The following is a 21,254-nucleotide window of genomic DNA, read 5'->3' as shown; positions in this document are numbered from 1 at the left end:
AGCTTTCTTGTTAAATTAAAAATAAAGAGGCTATGAAGTAAACACATAGTTTACTATAGCCTCTTTTATTAATTCTTTCTTTGTACAATTCAACAATGATTGAAAAATGAAGTTTCTATAACAGGATAGAGAGATATCAATATTATTCAACATCCGAATTAATAATCTGAATGTCAAAAGTGGGTTCAATCTTCATGCGAGGATAGTCTTTCCGCCAATCCAAAGATTTCCAAATATCAGGGTGGTGTGCCTTTAATTCCATGCCAATACCGAGAACGTCACAATTGGCTTTTTGCATTGTTTTAATTGTAGTAATAGCTAAATCTTTTAAATGGTTACTCAGTTCTTTTTCCATGTGGTTTATGTAATCGGGCTTATTCTGGTGAAATGATTTTCCAAGATCAAATACATTTATTTTTAATTGGACATTTACTTTTACTTTCTGTAATTTGTTTGATTTGGATGTAAATGTGATTCTTGAATGTTCATTTTTGACAGAAAATGCGTAATTGTTTTGCTTATTTTTATCAGTAGCAGGTTGTTCCTTACCTTTTTCTGGTATGTTTCCGGTATATCTTTGATTTCCTGCGCCTGTCCCTTGCATTAATACCATCATTTGAACTTGTTCTTTGTTAAGTTTAGTTTCTGTATTCAAACCTTGACGAAATAAAAGTACGCCACTTAACTCTACTCCCATATCGGATTGTTTCATTAATGGAATAGCAAGATCTTTCAATGGTTCTTCTTTGGATAGAATCAAGTTCATCATTGAAACGTTTGATAAAATATGATTCCTTTCTAAAGCCTTATTAAAATCGTACAGATTTGTAGTAAATTCACTATTTGCTTTCGGCACAGTATCCAAAAACTTTGCCATGTCCCCTTCGAAAATAATTACGGGGACATTAATTGATGAATAGGGGGTTTTGAGTAAAAAGTCAAGTGCTGAAACAGGATCATGTGATGCGAAACTCTCACTTAATAAATAGGTTCCTGTAGTAACCCCTAAAAAAGGAGCTTGGTCGGTGTACTGCCCTTGTCCGATTGACTCGACTAAACTCGCTCCTTTGAGTTTTGTTACCTGTGAAATTGCCTCTCCAGAACCTTGACCAGTACTCGTGAGCTTTGAAACAATATAATAGATTTCATTTTCACCTTTTTTTTCGTTAAAATCAAAACCAGCTACGTCCACTAAATTCAGTTTACGCAATTCCAATCGATCCCAACACCCTGATAAAAGTGGCAAAAGCAACAGAAGAATCATAGCTTTTCTCATTCTCTCGCCACCTTTTCTCTTACATAGGAAATTAATAGAAAAATTGTTGGAAAAAGAGCAATCATAATCATAGTAGCTTTATTATGATATTCCGAGAATTTGAAGAGCAACTGACGGTCCGAGAACCAAATTCCAACAGTAAAACATATAAGTGCTACGATCCATACCAAAAATGAGTGTTTACGGATTTCTTTAATTCTTACAAAAGCAAAATAACGTGCGGACAAAAACAAATAAACGTATGCGGTTACTGTAGTGACAGACAACCAAATTGTCATAAATAATATATCAAGGCTTTGAACAACTGGCCACCTGAATTTACGAAGCATATAAACCATTGGTTCTGTTATAGTATTTAACTGACTTTCACTAAAATTGTACATTACTAAAATTGTTATTAGTAGGTAAAATAAAGTTGTTACTCCATTGGCAATTGACATGGCAATGAAAATATCTTTCTTTTTATTGCATTTTACAAAAGGAAAAACATACAAAAGAAGATCATAACCAGCGTATGCCCAAAAAGCAGGAACTGAATCCTTTAAAATTGATCCAATACCATGTGAACCAATAGGCATAAAATGTCGCCAATCACCTTTCCCCATTCCACTTACAAGTATAATCACAAAACAAATCAGAAACATATTCAATATTGATTGTGTAATTGTAGCAATCGAACCTAGCGTTGAAGAAGCGACATATGCCGTAACAATTAATGATATACCAACAATAACGAAAAATGGTGTCTGAAATAACACCCAACGATTAAGTACATCAGAATAAGATGTGATGACCATTATACTAGATTGAGCGCAATATAATGCGAATAACAGATTCATTAACGAACCTAGCGGCTTTCCAAGAATGGAGAAAATGTATTGTTGCAATGATTGTTCAGGATATCGTTTTCCTAGTTGATAAATAATAATGATAGCTATTTGTGCCAACATACCACCAACCAATATAGACATCCAAGAGTCGTAGCCTGCTCGACGGGATTCTGCATAAGGAATCGATAAAACACTAACACCGACTTGAGTAAGAATAACCAGACAGATTAGTTGATTTATTGAAATCTTTTTTAAATGAATCATTCAGTCTACCCCCTTGGATCTTTCTGTCTAGTAGCTTCCTTTGCCATGCTTTCAAATGGGCGTTTTTTTAAACTTCTGATTGGAAATCTGAAAAGTGTATCCTTAACCGTATCTGCCGAGAACCAAGTGTAAAAATATGGAATACCCATTGTGTTTAGCCGTGATAAGTGTGTCAGTAACAAAAGAAATGAAATTTCTAGTCCAATTAACCCGAAAAAAGAAGCTATGATGATGAACGGGTATGTTAACATACGGGCTGCACTACTCATTTCATAAGAAGGAATATTAAATGACGCAATACCTGTAAGTGCTACGACAATTACCATCATATTAGAAATTAAATTAGCCTGAACAACTACTGTACCAATAACGATACCGCCGACTACTCCGATTGTTTGGGCAATAGGACTTGGAAGCCGCACAGTTGCCTCTCGCAATATTTCAAGTATTAATAGCATTACGATTGCTTCGAGTACAGGTGGTAACGCGATATATTGCATTGAACTTTGTAGTGTTAGCGCGATTTCAAAGGGAACAATACGGGGATCAAAAGTAACAAGAGCAACGTATATTCCCGGTAAACTAAAAGCAAGAATAAAAGTAAGAATTCGAAGTAATCTAATCGCACTACCAATTAGCCAACCGATTTGGTAATCATCAGGACTTTGGAAGAAAGCCCAAAACGAGACCGGTACAATTAAGCAATCAGGCGAACCGTCAGTCATAATTGCAATTTTTCCATCCATCAAGTAGGAGTTTATTCGGTCAGTTCTTTCGGTAACAAGTACTTTCGGAAACAAAGTGAATTTCTTCTTTTCAATTAACTCTTGGATAAAACCAGGTGCTTCAACGTAATCGATATCTATATTCGCAATCCTTCGTTCAAACTCAGCTACAACAACTTCGTTAGCGAGAGAATTTAGATACAGTATGGCGACTTTTGTTTTAGACCTACGACCAAGTTGAAAAAATTTAACAACAAGATCTGGTGTTTCAATTAATTTACGCATCATATTTAGGTTCGTATTGATGTTTTCATTCAATGCTTCGTGGGATCCACGTAACGCACGTTCATTCATAGGAATGTTTACTGAGCGTTCTTTAATTAGTTCTGTTCCTAGTAAATAGAACTTTGCTTCACCGTTTATTTGAACTACAGTTTTTCCTTCAACTAAAGCTTTAGAAGCATCTAAAAGAAGATCAGTTTCGCTGTAATCCAGTATTGAGACTGCTTCCCGGACACTTCCATTCTTTTTAGTCAGCAATGGGCGGATAATATGGTCTTGTACTTTAGCGGACTCAATCATTGTTTCCAAATAAAATAGTCGATAACGCCGTTCACCGGCTTCGAAATCACTAAACTTGAAGTCTGAACTATTGAATAACAATTCTCTAAGTGATATCTCGTTTTTTTCAAGTAATAGATCAGCTTTCATAAAATAGTTCCTCCAAGACAGGAAAGTTTATCCTATTTTACCCTCAATCTTATTTTGTATTCTGCCTAACAGTAATCTATGAAATACTAATATTAGCTTTATATATTTCAAACAATTGGAATGAAGTTCAATCACAAATTCTATTGGAATTTATGCTTGTACATGAGTTTGAAAAGTGTCCGCAAGAAGCTTTATAAATCTATGGATAAATTGTAGATTCTCTCACTTGATAATTTTATTAATATACAAATGTTAGCAGAGTATAAATTGCAAAAGATTGATCGACTATTAAACGCAGTAGTTCATAATACTGGTAGTGTTAGGTAATAATAACTGAAACGTATGTTATAACTCCCCTAAAAGAAGGTATTAAAATGAATAGGAAGATAGTAATAAGTGGTTATCAATTTTTTTGTACGATGTTTTTGTTCGAGGTTGGTACTGCATCTCTTGTTGCTCTTGCTCCGAGAGCCAAACAAGATGCTTGGATAGGTTTATTACTTTCTCTTATTTTAGGATGTTTATTATATTACGTGTATACTAAACTATTTGAATTCTATCCAGATATTCCTTTTACCCAGTATGTTCAAATTATATTAGGAGAGTATGCTGGAAAACTTGTAGTACTCTCATATATTATCTATTTTATCTACATGGCTTCACTCATTTTACGTAAATTTGAAGAACTTTTGGTCATGACTCTATTTAACTCATCATCCTTAATTTTAATCGGAATGCTAATGTTGTTTTTAATTATGTACGGTCTTAACAAAGGGATTGAAACAATTGTTCGTACAAATGAAGTTATTTTTGTACTAATCATGATAATTATTGTATTAATCATTACCTTTGAGTTCATCGCTAAAGTATATGATATTAATAATCTAAGACCGGTTCTAGAAAATGGATGGGTACCTATTATAAAAGCAGCCATACCACAAGGACTAACCTTACCATTTGGTGAAGTTGTTACATTTATTATGTTGATGCCATTATTAAATAAAAAAGAAAAAGCATTAAAAGTTGGCATGCCTGCTTTAATCTTTTCTGGTTTAATCTTACTGATTTTCACATTAAAAAATATAGCGATTTTAGGAGTTCCTGTATTAGAAAGAACCCTTTTTCCTCTTCTAACAGCAATTAGTTATATCAATATTGTTAATTTTCTTCAAAGATTAGATTCATTTATTGTGATCTTCATGGTTTGTGGGGGGTTCGCTAAAATAACGGTATTTTTCTATTGTGCAGTTTCAGGATCTGCAGACATATTTAATATAAAAAAAGTGGACAATTAATTTACCCAATCGGGGTAATCATTCTACTAAGCTCACTATGGCTTGCGCCGAATATAGTTGAACATGACAGAGAAAGGTTGGAAATCATACCTTACTATCTACATATACCACTTCAGATTTTTATACCAATTTGTCTATTAGTAATTGCACTTATACAAAGGTGGTTTAAAGAAGGTGAGGAAAACCTTAGAAAGTAAACAAGGCTAAAAGTATCTACAAAATCCACAACTATACTTGCTGTGAAATAGAATATTGTTTATAAAAATGCATCTTACGATAAATGAGGGTGCATTTTTCTATGTCTGCATTCATAATAAATATGGTAAAAACATCTCCCGTAGAAATCTCGAACCATCCGGTGTAATCGACTTCTGTTTTTATGTAATTAAATCCAAATAGCGACGTCCCTATAGAAAAAAGCCTTATTTTTTAATCATTATTAATGACATTTAAAATTTTCACCTTTATAGGAGGTCATGGGATGATTTATTGCATACTAGTATTTGCAGCTTTCTGTATTCTTCTTATATTTTACATGTATAAGGAAGCTCATTTAAATATCATTAAAAAGCATGAATTTTTATTTTCAAATACATTGCTTGATAAACCGTTAAGAATTTTCTTTATTTCAGACATACATAGGAGATTCATTCATCCGACTATGATTCAAAAATTGAAAAATGAAGTCGACTTAGTGATTATAGGTGGGGATTTACTTGAAAAGGGGGTTCCCTTTCATAGAGTTAAAAGCAATATCGAAACATTAAAAAGTCTTGGACCACTTTACTTTGTATGGGGAAATAATGATCAAGAAAATGGACTGAATGGATTAATGGATATTTTCGAGAAATTTGACGTACGTATTCTAAAAAACGAAGCAACGCTTATGAAGCATCAACTTACTGAGTGGACATTAATTGGAGTAGATGATCTGAATACTGGACATATTGATATCAATCGCGCGCTTCATGGTAAAAAGGAAACAGGATTTAAGTTACTAGTTAGTCATAATCCAAGAGTAATGGAACTGATACAGGGTGAGCATAAGATATCTTTAGTGCTAAGTGGGCACACACATGGTGGGCAGATTCGTATTTTAGGGTTTGGTCCATATGAAAAAGGCAAAGTACACATGCAAAATGGCATCACACAAATCGTTAGCAATGGATATGGTACAACTGGTATCCCACTAAGGTTAGGTGCAAAGCCTGAGACACATTATATTGTCATAAAAAGCTTATAAATGAAAGAAAAAGGCAGGTATTCAAAATACCTGCTTTTTTTGCAAAATGATAATCAATGAATAATCGAAACAGCAGTATAAACTAACAATAATGCCATAACAATATTGAACTGTTTCCTATATGTTGATAAAAATTTTTGAAAGACCGACCCAAAAGCACTCCAGCAAACAGTGCTAGTGAAACCGACAAATGCTAGAAAAAACGAGGCAAGAATTAAACTGAAGTTCGTTTTGTAATATGGAATAATAAATGATGAAACAGCTGTTAGCCCATAAATCAGTCCTTTGGGGTTAATAAATTGTAATATCATCCCTGTAAAAAAAGTACTAGTCTTACGATCGTCACTGTTCGATTGATTAGTGCTGCTATTCATAATTTTATAAGCTAAATACAACATATAAATAAAGCCGAAAATGGTCAAAAATAGTTCAATTTTTGGGATAAAAGAATGTAGTATTAAATTAAAATAGCTACAAATTAACATGGTAATAAAGAATCCAACCCCTACACCAAAGCAAAATCTAATCGAATTTCTGAATCCGTTTCGATTCGCAAAGATCATTGCCATAATATTATTCGGCCCAGGGGTAAATGAAGCGACAAAAACAAAAAGTAAAAATGAAAGAACTGGCATAAAAACCTCTCCCTTATTATGTTATAATGTTCAAAATGGTCTATATAACGTATTGTATTCTAAAGTATACATTATGGACACTATAACGCACAATAAAAAGTTAGGAGTTTTTCTAAATGGAAGAGCTAAATTTAATCATTGCAAAAAATTTGAAAAGTCATAGAGAGAAAAAAAAGTTGAGTTTGGAAAAAGTTGCAGAATTAACTGGTGTAAGTAAGACGATGATTGGACAAATAGAAAGAGGCGAATCTAGCCCGACGATTACGACACTTTGGAAAATCGCAAATGGTTTAAAAATATCATTTACTTCTTTAATTGAAAATCCACAACCGGAAGCAAGGGTGATTAGGAAAAATGAAATACATGCCTTGACGGAGGATAATGGAAAATACAGAGTATATCCATTTTTCCCTTTTGACGAAAAAAGAAGATTTGAAGTATATTCGGCAGAGTTAGAAAAAGGCGGAATATTAAATGCAAGTCCACATGGAGTAGATACTGAGGAGTTTATTACAGTTTTTGAAGGGGAATTGACTTTGACTGTTAATGACACTGACCATGTTATAGGAGCAGGAGATTCAATTCAGTTTAAAGCAGATCGTGAACACACTTATTTTAATTCTGGAGAAACATTAACACGCTTAAATATGGTTATTTATTATCCGGTTTAAACAAAAAGGAGAACAAAATGTTCTCCTTTTTTCTAGCTTCGATGTTCTACAAGGTCTATTGCACCTAGGACAATGTGGGCTAAACCGAAACCAAAAACGGTGTTTGCAATCATTTTGTTAGACCCACGTTTTTGCTTTAGTGCATAACCAGTAGCTGTAACAGCTGATCCAAGTACAGTTGGGATGAGTCCTTCACGAATGTTCAAGATAAAATCCCTCCACATCGAAATTAGTAGGTGATTCATCACCTTATCAATAATATTATCCATCGCGAACGGTTATATGTATTAGGTAAAACGGAGATTTAACAATTTTTGTTAAGTAAGTATCTATTACTACTTCTAAAAACTATACAAATTATGAATAGGTTTGGATTGTATATCCATTTTTTTATGTTTTACACCGTCATGAACTTTGTTGGAAATATATTATAACTGTAAGAAGAAAGGATTAGGGTAAAGTAATTGTATTGCAGGTAATGAGTATTTGTTTTAAATGCGGTGGAGGAATTATGGACAAAAAACAAAAAATGAGTTTGTGGGCACTCTCCAGTGTACCTTTAGTAATGACATTAGGAAATTCAATGCTAATTCCTGTACTACCAAAAATTGAAAAACAACTAGGGGTAACGGGCTTTAAAGTGTCCATGATTATAACTGTTTATTCAATTTTTGCGATTCTTCTCATACCAATTGCTGGCTACTTGTCCGATAAGTGGGGAAGAAAAAAAGTAATTATACCTAGTTTACTGATAGCAGGGTTAGGTGGCGTACTAACAGGATGGGCGTCTTGGAAAATGGAAAATCCGTTCCTTTGGATCATAATTGGACGGATTATACAGGGTATTGGTTCTGCTGGTGCTATGCCAGTTGTCATTCCTTGTGTTGGAGATATGTTTAAAGATGAAAAAGAGGTAAGCTGTGGCTTAGGACTAGTAGAAACATCAAATACCTTTGGAAAAGTACTGAGTCCGATATTAGGTTCTGTACTTGCGTCTATTGTTTGGTTTTTACCATTTTTTGCAATCCCAATTCTATGTGCAATCGCCATCATTTTCATATCAATTTTTGTAAAACAACCAAAACAAAAAAAGAAACAAAAGGTAAAATCGGTAAAAAAGTTTGTTCGATCAATAAGAAAGATTTTAAAACGAAATGGACGCTGGCTTTACACAATTTTCATTTTAGGTGCCATCATAATGTTTATTTTATTTGGCATGCTTTTTTATCTTTCATCTATTTTAGAAAATCGTTATCAAATACACGGCGTTATGAAGGGGTTAATATTAGCCATTCCTTTGGCGGCCTTATCATTTACCTCTTATATGACAGGTAAAAAAATTGGTGATCAAAAAACGATCATGAAAAGATGTATTTATATTGGATTCATCATAGTCAGTCTGTCTTTTCTCATACCACTATTTTCAAAAAACATCTTTTTGCTGATTTTAAATCTTATTTTTTGCGGAATTGGAATAGGATTATCCTTACCAAGTTTAGATTCACTAGTAACAGAAGGAATTGAAAAAGAAGAAAGAGGAACAATTACTTCTTTATATAGTTCATTACGTTTTGTTGGTGTTGCAGCGGGACCGCCTGCCTTTGCGTACTTAATGAAAGGTCCGGATAATTATATGATGATTTTATCGTTGATACTTGGCATTGTTGGCGCATTTATCGCAATTAAATATATTAATCCTAAGGAAGATGACCAAGATCTTTCACTTCAAAAACACGTAAAACATAGATAGGCAATCGAAAAACACCACTTCTTAAAAGTGGTGTTTTAATTTGTAGAGAAGGTACAAAAACTAAGATACTCAGACTGAAATCTCACATCGTAGAAGTCGTGTTTTAATATAGCTTTTTTTCTGTATGAATAACACATAAAAAACTAATAAATTACTTCAAACATTAAAAAACTATAATAATTCATTTTTCTATTTCAAATAAGAACTATTATGTTAAAATCAGCATATAATTTAAAATCTTTCCCTAGGGAAAAACTATTTGATATATTCAATAAAATAGGTGGTGGGAAACTTGTCAGAAAAAGCACAGGAAAAATCTAATTATGACGATTCAGGTTGGAGAAGGGAAAAAACACAACCAAGTTTACAAGAAGTGCATCGATCGCTACCGATACCCAAAAAAGCGAGTTCTTTAAGAAAGTTTATGGCTTTTGCTGGCCCAGGTTATTTAGTGGCTGTGGGGTATATGGACCCGGGGAATTGGGCTACATCTTTGGCAGGCGGATCGGCGTTTAACTATACACTTTTATCAGTTATTCTTATTTCAAATTTAATGGCAATTATTTTACAATCACTATCTGCTAAGTTAGGTATTGTAACTGGAAGAGATTTAGCTCAAGCCTGTCGAGATCACTTTAGTAAACCTGTTTCTTTTGTTTTATGGTTACTATGCGAGGCTGCTATTGCGGCTTGTGACTTAGCAGAACTAATAGGATCGGCTATCGCATTAAACTTATTATTTGATATACCTTTGTTTTATGGAATTTGTATAACAGCATTTGATGTGTTAATTGTACTGCTATTGCAAAATAAAGGTTTCCGTTATATTGAAGCACTTGTTATATCATTAATTATTTTAATTACTGGTTGTTTTATATTTGAATTAACGATGTCACAGCCAGATATAAAAGCAGTATTTAACGGGTTCATTCCTAGCTCACAAATTATTACCGATCCAAAAATGTTATACATTTCTTTAGGTATTTTAGGAGCAACCGTTATGCCACATAACTTATACCTTCACTCTTCTATTGTTCAAACAAGAAAATTTGAAGTGTCTAATGAAGGTAAAAAAGAAGCGATTAAGTTTGCAACGATTGATTCTACAGTAGCTTTAATGATCGCGTTGTTCGTAAATGCAGCAATTTTAATTTTAGCAGCCTCGACGTTCTATAAGACAGGGCATACTGCAGTAGCATCAATTGAAGATGCATTTAAATTACTTACACCATTATTAGGAACCACTCTAGCGAGTACATTTTTTGGCTTAGCACTATTAGCTTCTGGTCAAAATTCAACACTGACAGGAACGATAGCTGGCCAAATCGTAATGGAAGGATTCTTGAATATTAAATTATCACCTTGGTTAAGACGATTAATTACGCGTCTAATTGCCATAACACCAGCCTTAATTGTAACGTATCTCTATGGTGCGAAAGGAACAACCGATTTATTAATATTGAGCCAGGTTATTCTTTCTTTACAATTATCATTTGCAGTAATACCATTGGTCATGTTTACAAGTGATGCAAAGAAAATGGGCCCGTTTGTTAATAGGGGTTGGCTAAAAGTAGTTGCATATATCATCGCAACTGTAATTGCACTATTAAACGCTTACTTGCTTTGGGCAACATTTTTTAACTAAAAAGCACAAACTTTCAGGTAATTATCAATAAAGATTGAACACATGTAGTTTCATGCGTGAGTTCAATCTTTTTTTATTTACCAAGAAAAGATGAGACTTTAGTGAAAAGTATTAAGAATGTTAATAAATTGTTAATGATCGATCCGATTTTTAATGTTTTTTAAATAGTTCCTTAAAGGGAAAGAGACTTAGAAACCTATGGAGTACTTCATATTTTCACTTCATACAAGAAGTTTCTAATATTAAAACCTTTTAATTTTTTTACCTCTTCTACATATTCTTTTATTTACTGTTTACAACAGTTAAACAACAGATTAATAAATCTTAGTTACTGTTAAATAGTAAATAAATTAAAAATGTGTGGGAGGTTTTTCTTTTGTTAAAAAATACACTTAAAAAGAAATTTATACCGGTTGCTGTACTTTCTACAATTACAGGTGGTGCTTTGATTGGATCATTTGCAAATAATGAAGTGCAAGCAAAAGAGGTAACAAAGAAAAACGAAATTAGAAATGTAATCTTTTTAATTGGAGATGGAATGGGCGTTTCATACACTTCTGCTTATCGTTATTTAAAAGACAATCCTGCTACAAAGGTAGTAGAACAAACTGAATTTGACCATTATCTTGTTGGGCAACAAATGACTTATCCAGAAGACCCTGCACAAAATGTAACAGATTCTGCAGCAGCAGCAACTGCAATGTCAGCTGGGATTAAGACATATAATGCTGCAATTGGTGTGGATAATGATGGCTCTACTGTAAAGACAGTACTCGAAGCTGCAAAAGAAAAAGGAAAATCAACAGGTCTAGTAGCTACTTCAGAAATAACACATGCTACTCCTGCTTCTTATGGCGCACATGATGTAAGCCGAAAAAACATGAATGCCATTGCTGATGATTACTATGATGAAATGATTAAAGGTGGTCATAAAATTGATGTTATGCTAGGCGGTGGTTTGACTAACTTTGTACGAGCTGACCGTGACTTAACGAAGGAATTCCAAAAAGATGGTTTTTCTTATGTTACGAATAAACAAGATATGTTAAAAGATAAAAATCCGAAGATGTTAGGATTATTTGCACCTGGTGGAATGCCTAAGATGATGGATCGTGATGCAACAATGCCATCATTAAAAGACATGACAAATACTGCAATTAATAAACTGGTAAAAGATAAAGACGGTTTCTTCTTAATGGTAGAGGGTAGCCAAATTGACTGGGCTGGTCATGATAATGATATTGTAGCAGCAATGAGTGAGATGCAAGACTTTGAAGAGGCTTTTAAAACTGCGATTGCATTTGCGAAAAAGGACAAGCATACATTAGTTGTTGCAACAGCTGACCATTCTACAGGTGGTTATTCAGTTGGTGCAAAAGGGGACTATAACTGGTTTGGGGCACCAATTTCTGCTGCAAAACGTACGCCTGATTTTATGGCAGAACAAATTGTAAAAGGTGCGGATGTAGAACAAACGCTTAAATCATATATTGATCTTCCATTAAAGCCAGAAGAGATTCAGTCAGTTAAAGCGGCTGCACAAAAGAAGGACTTAGTAACGATTGATAATGCAATTGAAACAATTTTTGATACGCGCTCTGTAACCGGATGGACAACTGGTGGACACACTGGTGAGGACGTAAACGTTTATGCATATGGTCCTGGTAGTCAGTACTTTGCAGGTAAAATCGATAATACAGACCAAGCAAAAAATATTTTTTCTATCTTAAAGAATGGCAAATAGGAAAATTTGAATAGTTGATCCCATTGAATGATGTGTTTGATGGGAACTCTTTTACTTTAAATAGTTGAAATGGATGAAGGGGGACTTTCAGTGAAAAAGTATATTCCACTTTTACTGGGTATTATGTTGTTATCTGCATGTAGCGATATGCAAAAAGCAAATAATGTCGATGTAAAAACCGAAAGCCAACAGACAAAAGTTGCATCAAATATTGAAAAAAATAGAGCGAAATCTTTAAGTGATATATATGTACCTAATCCACAAGTTTCAGATGATACCAATTTGTTAAAGTTGGGACAAAAGATAAAAGATGAAAAAGGAGAAATAACCTTAAAAGGGAAGGCTTCTCTGAATAAGACATTTACAATTGGATCCGTTGAGATGAAAATCAAAAATGTTAAGCTTATACAAAATTCGCCTACCTATTCATTAATGGATTATTTTCATTACTATACCGAGAGCTATGAGAACTTCAAATTTTTAAAGGTAGAGGTAGAACTAATTAACAAATCGAATGAAAAAGTAAATTTTGGACCAGTATCTCATCTGAAAACTAGCAATAATGAAGTAAAAGCATTTCATGATGACTTCTATATTGAGAATTTAGGTGGAGAAATTGGACCAAATGCTTCGAAGCAAGGTGCTTTAGGGTTTATTGTAGAAAAAACGACACCAAATCTTGATTGGGTGGAACTGACGACAAGTGATGTATTAGATTCAAATAAAAAAATGGTTGGTAAAGCACAAAGAATTAAAATTAATTTAGAAAAATAAAAAGAGAGAGCCTTGTCATTGTTTCATAAACTTGACATAGGCTTTCTCTTTTTTTATGTTTGGACTAAGTGTTTAAATTGCAATGCATAGTGAACAATACTAAATTAGGGGATAAATAAAATGAAAATAACTAATATCTTTGAGCTGGGTTCAACTTTAGAAGTGGATAAGGATCATGTATTAAAAGAGTTTCAAAAAGGAAGTTTATTATTAATTAATCTTAAGCCTCAAGAATATGCATACGAGCAGCATGACAATGTAGACGAAATGATTATTGCTTTTAAAGGAAGTTTTATCTTAGAGACTGAGTCAGAGGAAGTCATCATCCCTGAAGGATCTATGATTACTGTTCCAAGAGGTGTTAAGCACCGATTTGGGAAAGAAAGCGATGGTTTAATATTAGTTGCATTCGGATAATCAAAAAGCCATGTTTGCTGTTTGTAGACAAAGTATTAAAACTAAGAGATTCAGACTGAAATGCCCCGACTAAAATGTAGGGGCATTTTCTTTTTCTTCTTCAACTGGTGAAAGCAAAACATCACATTTATTTGGATACATCTTTTCAATATGAAGTTCTCCCCAACAACATAGTAAGTCCAATACCTCTTTTAAAGACCATCCATATTCGGTTAAAGAGTACTCAACCTTTGGCGGTACTTGATTAAATACTTCACGATTTACGATATTGTCTACCTGTAACTCTTTTAATTGTTGAGTTAGCATCTTTTGAGTGATATCTGGCATCAATCGCTTTAATTCACTTGTTCTTTTTTTACCTTTTATTAAATGACAAAGTATTACAACTTTCCATTTGCCTCCTATGACATCCAATGAAGCTTCAACAGGAATGCTATATTTTTTCATACTGTTTCCTCCAAAAATGATCTATTTTTCTTTCTTTAATTTGCTAAATTTCCATCGTCAAATTGATTTACATATCATAACATTGTCTGTCCGACGTGTGTAGTATTCTTTTTCTTTGTGAAAATTTCTTCAAGGAAAACACTTTAAATACTTAAATGTTACTAAAAAGTAACTATATCACTTGAAAGTGCATACTTCTTTTTTCTATGACTATCACGCATAATGGCAAATGTGCTCATTAATTTGAACACAAGATGTTTCTAAATCACCATTTTAACTGTATTTTAATAATGGTTACTTTTTAGTGCCTACCATACTTTTAAGTACGTACTTCTCATTATGATTCATATGATTCATAATTGCGTATATCATTCATACGAGAACACATAATATCTGGCGCCGTGTTCTTTAGCTCATTTATTTCAAAAAAATTTTTAATAAGGAGGATTCTTTTATGAGTTCAACTACTTCTACGATAAATATTCAAGAGAATAAAGGTGGAACTCCGGCTTTAATGGCTTTAGCTATTAGTGCATTTGGAATTGGTACTACTGAATTTGTTCCTGTAGGTCTGTTATCTACTTTAGCTGACGATTTAAATATATCAATTACATTAGCCGGATTATTAATATCTGGATATGCAATGGGGGTTGCATTTGGTGCACCAATTATTACTGCTCTTACAAACAAAATGAGTAGAAAAACGCTTTTAATGTTGTTGATGGTAATCTTTATTGTCGGTAATAGTGTTGCAGCAATGTCAACAAGCTTTGGATTACTACTTGTTGCTAGAATTATTACATCGTTTTCTCACGGAGTATTCTTTTCTATTGGTTCAACAATAGCTGCTGATTTGGTACCGGAGAATAAACGAGCAAGTGCAATTGCATTTATGTTCACAGGATTAACAGTTGCTACTGTTACAGGTGTTCCTTTAGGTACATTTATTGGACAACATTTTGGTTGGAGATCTACTTTTTGGGCTGTCGCGATATTAGGTCTAATTGCAATTATTGCAATCTCGATTCTTGTGCCTAAATCGTTAAAACAAGCTCCACGATCAAAATTAAGTGATAACTTTAAAATTTTAACAAATGGTCCGTTATTATTAGCTTTTTCAATTACAGCATTAGGTTATGGTGGTACATTCGTTGCTTTCACATATTTAGCACCAATTTTAGAAAAGGTTACAGGTTTTGCTCCTAGTTCGGTTAGTGTCATTTTATTAGTTTATGGGATCGCAGTTGCTATTGGTAATACAATAGGTGGAAAAGCCGCAAATCGTAATCCGTTAAAAGCATTAACTTGGATGTTTGTCATTCAAGCAATCGTGTTAGTGATTTTAACGTTTACAGCACCGTTTAAAATCGTAGGAATTGTGACAATTTTCTTCTTAGGTTTATTAGCATTTATGAACGTTCCAGGACTTCAAATATATGTCGTTCAATTAGCTGAAAAATATGTTCCATCAGCTGTTGATATCGCATCTGCTTTGAATATTGCAGCTTTTAATATTGGGATTGCAATTGGTGCATTTGTAGGTGGATTGATTGTTGATTCAATTGGGTTTATTCATACACCTTGGATTGGTGGCGTAATGGTATTTGGAGCAGTGCTACTAAGTTTATGGAGTGCATCTTTAGAAAAAAGAAATAGTCTAAAATCAAATACATCAGTATCACCCTGATACATTTAAACCCTTTACTCAACCGATGCACTTAGATTTATCGGAAAATCCAAACGAAGGCCCAACACCTATCAGATTAGGTTTTCGAATTGGTAGAAATGCATTAATTAATTTATTAAATATATATAAAGAAATTGGGGTCAATCATCTATTCTTTGCATTGTTTGACAGTCAAAGACCTGCTGAAGAAGTCATTCAAGAATTAGGTGAAGAAGTTCTTCCTCATTTTCCTGTAAAAACTAATTTATAAAGGAGAAATATAAAATGAATAATCTAAATAGTCGAGTGAAATTAAATAATGGAATTGAAATGCCAGTAGTTGGTTTAGGAGTATTCCAAGTTAAAGATGGCCAAATTGTCATCGATTCTGTGAAAGCAGCTATTAAAAATGGCTATCGTAGTATTGATACTGCAGCGATTTACGGAAATGAAGAAGGAGTAGGTCAAGGAATTAAAGAAGCAATCGAAGAGAATGGAATAAGCCGCGAAGATTTATTCATTACATCAAAAGTATGGAATGCTGACTTAGGCTACCAATCAACATTAGATGCTTTTGAACTAAGCTTAAAGAAACTAGGGCTTGATTACTTAGATCTTTATTTAATTCACTGGCCAGTCAAAGGCAAATATGTAGAATCTTGGAAAGCGCTAGAAACACTTTATAAAACAGGAAAAGTTAAGGCGATTGGTATGAGTAACTTCCAAATTCATCATTTACAAGATGTACTGGAAATTGCAGAAATCAAACCAATGGTTAACCAAGTTGAATTACATCCATTATTAAGTCAGGTAGAATTAAGAAACTTCTTAAAAGAAAACTCAATTCAAGTGGAAGCATGGGCTCCACTAATGCAAGGACAGTTATTTGAAAATGAAACACTGTTAAAAATAGCAAAAGCACATGATAAATCAATTGCACAAATCGTTTTACGTTGGCATTTACAAAACGAAATTGTGATCATTCCGAAGTCAGTTAAAGAGCACAGAATTCAAGAGAATGCTAATATTTTTGATTTTGAATTAACGAAAGAAGAAATGAAAACAATCAATGCCTTAAATCAAAATCACCGAGTAGGCCCAGACCCTGATAATTTTGATTTCTAATATGAATGAAATAAAAAGTGGAGTGACCATTGGTCTGACTCCACTTTTTTCATATTTCTTATTTGAAGTCGAATTATAATTGTTTTCTAATTTGTTTTATAGGTGGTCGTATTTTAAAATATAAGTAACAATTATTTTTTTGTAATGTAAGAATTGCAGTTAATAAAGTGAGTTCTTATCGAAATCGAAACACTTGCTTACATTTTTTTAAGGTTGGTATCTAATGAATGATATCAGCCTTTTATGTTTAATGATAAAGAAAAAGCGGAGGGTTATGAAATGGATATTGCAATTGTGACTGGCGCATCAAAGGGACTAGGGTTTGAAATATCGAAAACACTCGTACACTCTAGCATTGAGGTAATTGGCTTATCCCGTAGTACGAATGATCATGTAGATTACTATGAAAAAATGAAAAATAATATTTATACTCACCTTCAAATAGATCTTTGTAATAAGGAGGAAATTGAAACAATCTTTAAAGGAATCATTCAGAAATTGATTATGAAACAGCCTAAAAAAGTTTATGTAATCAATAATGCCGGGATGGTTGAACCAATTGAGCGATTAGGATTCTTAGATGCTAACTTGATTGAAAAAGCAGTACAGCTAAACTACATAGCACCAATGATTATTAATAATTTATTATTAAAGGAATTAAGACCTTATAACCTTGAAATCGTAATTGTAAATGTAACCTCAGGTGCTGCTGAACGTTCAATTCATGGATGGAGTGTATATAACAGTACAAAAGCGGCTATTAATATGCACACAAATGTTGCAGGACTTGAGCAAGAAAAGGATGATAAATCTCACAAGATTATTGGGTTTAATCCTGGAATAATGGATACTGATATGCAATGTGTAATACGTGGAGCAAAAGAGGACGCATTTGCTGAGATTAATAAATTTTTGGACTATAAAAAGAACGGAGAACTACGATCACCTGAAGTAGTAGGCAAAGCATTGATTGACTTACTATTAAATGAAGAATTAATAAATGGTAATATCTATTCAATTAAAGACCTTATATAAAGATTTCAATGGAGCAATCTGACAAAAAGTAAACCAATTAAGTTTTCGATAACATTGTTAAAAAGTTTTTTATACAGTGCTTTTTTTGAAGAAAAAAGGCATTTTTAAGTTAAATGTAGAATAATTGTAATGAATCTACAGTATAATTATAATCTTCTTTAACGGCGCTAACTGTAAAAAACGGGAGTAGAAGTAGGTTTAATCCTATCTTTACTCCCGTTTCTATTTTTTAAGGTAATTATTTCTTTTTATAAATATAGCTAAATGCTGCACCCAAGACAACGCCAAATCCAATACCCAGTGATAGATTGTCAAAAGCAATTCCAAATGTGGCTCCTAGTGCGATACCTAGTGCAATGTATTTGCTACTAGACTGCCAGTTTTGTCTAGACATTAAATCACTCCAATCCTATATCATTAAATAATTGCTCAACAAGTAGTCAATTATCTATAATAGATGTGAAAATACATATTCATAAGACTTAAGTCTTACAAAAATTCATGCTAAGGTTCATTTCAACCTGTTAAATACACTCTATAATATATTATAACAACTATACTGACAACATTAATGGCATCATACAAAGAATGATACAGTTGAGGAGGGATTGAATAAATTTGCGGAACAACAATATAAATATAATGAAAGAACTATTCATACACATCGTTATAGCTTCACTAGCTATTTACTTATTATTTAACTTTTTACCTACAATAGTAACCGTATATAAAGTAATTTTTACGCTAACAATTATCGGGATCTGTTTCCTTGATGCGTATCTAGTATTATCAAACAATACTAAGCTATTAAAATTAACAAAAATTGCTTTATCAGTCGTACTTTTATGTATTGTAATTGTTATTTTAATTTACTATATAACCAAGTTTTTAGTATTTGCAGATATGTATGGAATTGAGCAAATACTAATAGATCATAAATCAACTGCGAAATTATTATTTTTCAGTATATGCTTTTTACAACCAATTATATTACCATTACCTGAAGCAGTAACATTACCTGCTGGAAGTGCAGTATTAGGTTCGTTCGAGGGAGCTATATTTGGATTTTTAGGTTCAGTTTTAGGTATTATTGTCATGTATTTCATTGCAAGAATAGGTGGATTAAAATTAGTCTCAAAACTAATAAAAGAGAAGCACTTAAAAAGCTATCAGGAATATGTTTCAAAAAATGAAACGATTATACTGACACTAATGTTTATTATTCCGATCTTACCAGATGAGATTATTTGTGTAGGGGCAGGCATTAGTAAAGTATCTTTTAAAAGATTTATCTTTATTGCAATGTTAGCAAAATTAGTAACTTCATCGCTACTTGCATACTCTGTATATTTAGCTAAATTATTTTCATTATCACCAACGCAATTAGTAATAGCTAGTTCAATCATTGTAACCTTTATCTTCTTACTTTCCATTTTCATAAAAAAATTGTTGAAGAAGAAGTCCAACTCAGAAGAAGTATATATGACTTCACAAGGAGACTAATGCATAATATTGTAGGTTTCCATGTCGAATTAGGAAATTTCCTGAGAAATAATGTAGAAAAAGAAAAAGTAGTAAAAAGATAGATTGGAATTAACTTCTGGCCTATCTTTTTTTCGTTTTTAAAAATTTAAGAATAGAGCAAATAACAAAATAAATCCTTCTTAACATAGCGGATTTTCTGCAAAACAAGCAGTCTTTTTCAGAAAGTGTTTGTTTACAGGAGACCCTGATTACATATTACTCTCACGTGAATTTTTATCAGGGTAAGGTAGCTAAAAATATAAATGAAAAAGATACACCACTAATATGGTGTATCTTTTTCATTACATATCCATTTCAAAATTAATGAACTAATACTTTAATACCTTGAATGATATTCCAAATAAATACTACAAAGTTAATAATGAATACAATCACAAATGCAAAAATAACCCATCCATACGTAGTTTCAATCGAATTAAATGATAAGAATGATAGCACAAAAAAGATTACAAACGTGATAAATGGAAGAAAGTGCGAAAATAATGATCGTTTCGCATGTGTTTTAACAAATGCATCTTTAGATACGAAATAAACAATGATTGGGAGTAAGAATGGTGCGAAAAAAACACTGAAATAACATAGTGAAGATAATATTTTATTTGTTTCCATCAGAAACCTCCAAATTAAAATGAATGCTACTTACTTATTATAGAACAAATATGATTGGAGAATGATTGATTTATTAATAAAAAATTAAAATGATTTAATAATAAAAGTTGAATTTATACATTTTCGTTTTCGGAAGTATAGTGAAGCTCGTTTTTCTGTTTTTTTCGAATGGAGATATAAACAATTAAGATGATTACGATTGGAGCTGAGATACATAATGTTACCCATGGTGCAGCTATTAGAAAGTTACCGTAAAGTGTATATAGCGTTACGATTGGGATCGTTCCAGCTAATACGGTTGTGATATATGAAAAATATGGCATTTTGGTTGATGCAGCAATAAAGCAAGCTCCATCTGTGGGAGCTAAAGGGGTTGCAACAGTAATAAATAAGTATTTCTTACCGTTTGAAATAATCTCGTTATTGAGTTTTGGATATTTTGTTACCATATAGTGTTGAATATGATTACTTAATATACTTCTACTGATACCATAAATAATAGTTTCAGTTATGAACATACCAATCATTGAAAGGATGATTGTTTCAATAGGATTAAAAAATAAACTCCCTGTGACAATGAGCATTGTACTAGGGATGAATAAAAAAATTCGAGCGCAAAAAATACCTACAAATAAAATCATTGGGTTAATTGTGGAGTCTTCAATAAAATGTTTAATATCATTTAATGATAATTGGAACAAATTAAAATGAACAGCTAGTATTAACAAAATAAACCAAGAACTAATTACAATGATTGGAACGACTTTTTTCATGATTAAGCTCTCCTTTGGTTTATGTGAAAACGAAGTGTTAATGTATTCTATTCTTAAAAAGTGCGAAAACTGAT

Annotated in this window: 21 protein-coding genes and 1 pseudogene; 13 read left to right on the top strand and 9 right to left on the bottom strand. The window is 32.6% G+C overall.

Annotated elements, in window-relative coordinates; all coding sequences use genetic code 11:
- Positions 1–142: 142 nt before the first annotated feature.
- From ABID96_RS19790 to ABID96_RS19780, 3 genes are read right to left on the bottom strand one after another with little or no spacing between them, the layout of a single operon-like run.
- Positions 143–1,276, bottom strand: coding sequence for a Ger(x)C family spore germination protein (locus tag ABID96_RS19790; protein WP_192604317.1), 1,134 nt, complete (start codon positions 1,274–1,276; stop codon positions 143–145).
- Positions 1,273–2,370, bottom strand: a complete 1,098-nt coding sequence (locus tag ABID96_RS19785; RefSeq protein ID WP_192604318.1) for a GerAB/ArcD/ProY family transporter — start codon at positions 2,368–2,370, stop codon at positions 1,273–1,275. Before ABID96_RS19785 ends, ABID96_RS19790 begins: the two co-directional genes overlap by 4 nt.
- A 5-nt stretch (positions 2,371–2,375) precedes the next feature.
- Positions 2,376–3,806: a spore germination protein gene (locus tag ABID96_RS19780; RefSeq protein WP_192604319.1), complete on the bottom strand. Its 1,431-nt coding sequence runs from the start codon at positions 3,804–3,806 to the stop codon at positions 2,376–2,378.
- Positions 3,807–4,180: 374 nt separating this feature from the next.
- On the opposite strand from ABID96_RS19780, the gene ABID96_RS19775 reads away from it, so the two are divergent.
- Together ABID96_RS19775 and ABID96_RS19770 are read left to right on the top strand one after the other, a co-directional pair.
- A complete protein-coding gene (locus tag ABID96_RS19775; RefSeq protein ID WP_192604320.1) occupies positions 4,181–5,101 on the top strand; it encodes a GerAB/ArcD/ProY family transporter in 921 nt (306 codons plus the stop codon).
- Between the two features lie 481 nt (positions 5,102–5,582).
- Positions 5,583–6,344: a metallophosphoesterase gene (locus tag ABID96_RS19770; RefSeq protein WP_192604321.1), complete on the top strand. Its 762-nt coding sequence runs from the start codon at positions 5,583–5,585 to the stop codon at positions 6,342–6,344.
- Between the two features lie 53 nt (positions 6,345–6,397).
- Here the strand turns inward: ABID96_RS19770 and ABID96_RS19765 are convergent, their stop codons facing one another.
- Complete coding sequence (locus ABID96_RS19765) at positions 6,398–6,979, bottom strand: LysE family transporter (RefSeq protein WP_192604322.1); 582 nt, start codon at positions 6,977–6,979, stop codon at positions 6,398–6,400.
- A 116-nt stretch (positions 6,980–7,095) separates the two neighbouring features.
- Between ABID96_RS19765 and ABID96_RS19760 the strand changes: the two genes are divergently transcribed.
- Positions 7,096–7,650, top strand: a complete 555-nt coding sequence (locus tag ABID96_RS19760; protein WP_192604323.1) for a helix-turn-helix domain-containing protein — start codon at positions 7,096–7,098, stop codon at positions 7,648–7,650.
- 32 nt (positions 7,651–7,682) lie between these two features.
- On the opposite strand, the gene ABID96_RS19755 is transcribed toward ABID96_RS19760, so the two are convergent.
- On the bottom strand, positions 7,683–7,856 hold the full coding sequence (locus ABID96_RS19755; protein WP_088003923.1) for an asparagine synthase: 174 nt from the start codon (positions 7,854–7,856) through the stop codon (positions 7,683–7,685).
- Between the two features lie 305 nt (positions 7,857–8,161).
- Between ABID96_RS19755 and ABID96_RS19750 the strand changes: the two genes are divergently transcribed.
- From ABID96_RS19750 to ABID96_RS19730, 5 genes are all read left to right on the top strand, one after another.
- Entirely contained in the window at positions 8,162–9,400 is a 1,239-nt protein-coding gene (locus ABID96_RS19750; RefSeq protein WP_192604324.1) for an MFS transporter, read from the top strand.
- Positions 9,401–9,692: 292 nt separating this feature from the next.
- The gene (locus ABID96_RS19745; protein WP_192604325.1) at positions 9,693–11,045 is read left to right on the top strand and encodes an Nramp family divalent metal transporter; all 1,353 of its coding nucleotides are present in this window, start codon (positions 9,693–9,695) and stop codon (positions 11,043–11,045) included.
- Between the two features lie 376 nt (positions 11,046–11,421).
- The gene (locus tag ABID96_RS19740) at positions 11,422–12,789 is read left to right on the top strand and encodes an alkaline phosphatase (RefSeq protein WP_192604326.1); all 1,368 of its coding nucleotides are present in this window, start codon (positions 11,422–11,424) and stop codon (positions 12,787–12,789) included.
- Between the two features lie 90 nt (positions 12,790–12,879).
- Complete coding sequence (locus ABID96_RS19735) at positions 12,880–13,563, top strand: DUF4352 domain-containing protein (protein ID WP_192604327.1); 684 nt, start codon at positions 12,880–12,882, stop codon at positions 13,561–13,563.
- Between the two features lie 120 nt (positions 13,564–13,683).
- On the top strand, positions 13,684–13,980 hold the full coding sequence (locus ABID96_RS19730; protein ID WP_192604328.1) for a cupin domain-containing protein: 297 nt from the start codon (positions 13,684–13,686) through the stop codon (positions 13,978–13,980).
- 69 nt (positions 13,981–14,049) lie between these two features.
- Here the strand turns inward: ABID96_RS19730 and ABID96_RS19725 are convergent, their stop codons facing one another.
- Entirely contained in the window at positions 14,050–14,427 is a 378-nt protein-coding gene (locus tag ABID96_RS19725; RefSeq protein WP_192604329.1) for a winged helix-turn-helix transcriptional regulator, read from the bottom strand.
- A 454-nt stretch (positions 14,428–14,881) separates the two neighbouring features.
- Here ABID96_RS19725 and ABID96_RS19720 point away from each other — a divergent pair, with 454 nt between their 5' ends.
- From ABID96_RS19720 to ABID96_RS19705, 4 genes and pseudogenes are all read left to right on the top strand, one after another.
- The gene (locus ABID96_RS19720) at positions 14,882–16,114 is read left to right on the top strand and encodes an MFS transporter (protein WP_192604330.1); all 1,233 of its coding nucleotides are present in this window, start codon (positions 14,882–14,884) and stop codon (positions 16,112–16,114) included.
- Positions 16,095–16,364: pseudogene (locus ABID96_RS19715) on the top strand (LLM class flavin-dependent oxidoreductase); the annotation flags it as partial. The gene ABID96_RS19720 and the pseudogene ABID96_RS19715, both read left to right, overlap by 20 nt.
- Positions 16,365–16,378: 14 nt before the next feature.
- Positions 16,379–17,218, top strand: coding sequence for an aldo/keto reductase (locus ABID96_RS19710; RefSeq protein WP_192604331.1), 840 nt, complete (start codon positions 16,379–16,381; stop codon positions 17,216–17,218).
- 279 nt (positions 17,219–17,497) lie between these two features.
- Entirely contained in the window at positions 17,498–18,253 is a 756-nt protein-coding gene (locus ABID96_RS19705) for an SDR family NAD(P)-dependent oxidoreductase (RefSeq protein ID WP_192604332.1), read from the top strand.
- A 238-nt stretch (positions 18,254–18,491) separates the two neighbouring features.
- On the opposite strand, the gene ABID96_RS19700 is transcribed toward ABID96_RS19705, so the two are convergent.
- On the bottom strand, positions 18,492–18,647 hold the full coding sequence (locus ABID96_RS19700; protein ID WP_167374482.1) for a glycine zipper domain-containing protein: 156 nt from the start codon (positions 18,645–18,647) through the stop codon (positions 18,492–18,494).
- A 224-nt stretch (positions 18,648–18,871) separates the two neighbouring features.
- Between ABID96_RS19700 and ABID96_RS19695 the strand changes: the two genes are divergently transcribed.
- A complete protein-coding gene (locus ABID96_RS19695; RefSeq protein WP_377897008.1) occupies positions 18,872–19,756 on the top strand; it encodes a TVP38/TMEM64 family protein in 885 nt (294 codons plus the stop codon).
- Between the two features lie 342 nt (positions 19,757–20,098).
- Here the strand turns inward: ABID96_RS19695 and ABID96_RS19690 are convergent, their stop codons facing one another.
- Positions 20,099–20,407 (bottom strand): magnetosome magnetite crystal formation protein family, encoded by a 309-nt coding sequence (locus ABID96_RS19690; RefSeq protein WP_088003945.1) that lies wholly within the window; start codon positions 20,405–20,407, stop codon positions 20,099–20,101.
- A 113-nt stretch (positions 20,408–20,520) separates the two neighbouring features.
- Complete coding sequence (locus tag ABID96_RS19685) at positions 20,521–21,180, bottom strand: TVP38/TMEM64 family protein (protein WP_192604333.1); 660 nt, start codon at positions 21,178–21,180, stop codon at positions 20,521–20,523.
- Positions 21,181–21,254 lie beyond the last annotated feature (74 nt).

The organism is Gottfriedia sp. OAE603 (genome assembly GCF_040543965.1).
Taxonomy (GTDB): domain Bacteria; phylum Bacillota; class Bacilli; order Bacillales; family Bacillaceae_G; genus Gottfriedia; species Gottfriedia solisilvae.
Note: the sequence above shows the minus strand (reverse complement) of the source record. Positions and strands in the feature narration are given on the sequence as shown.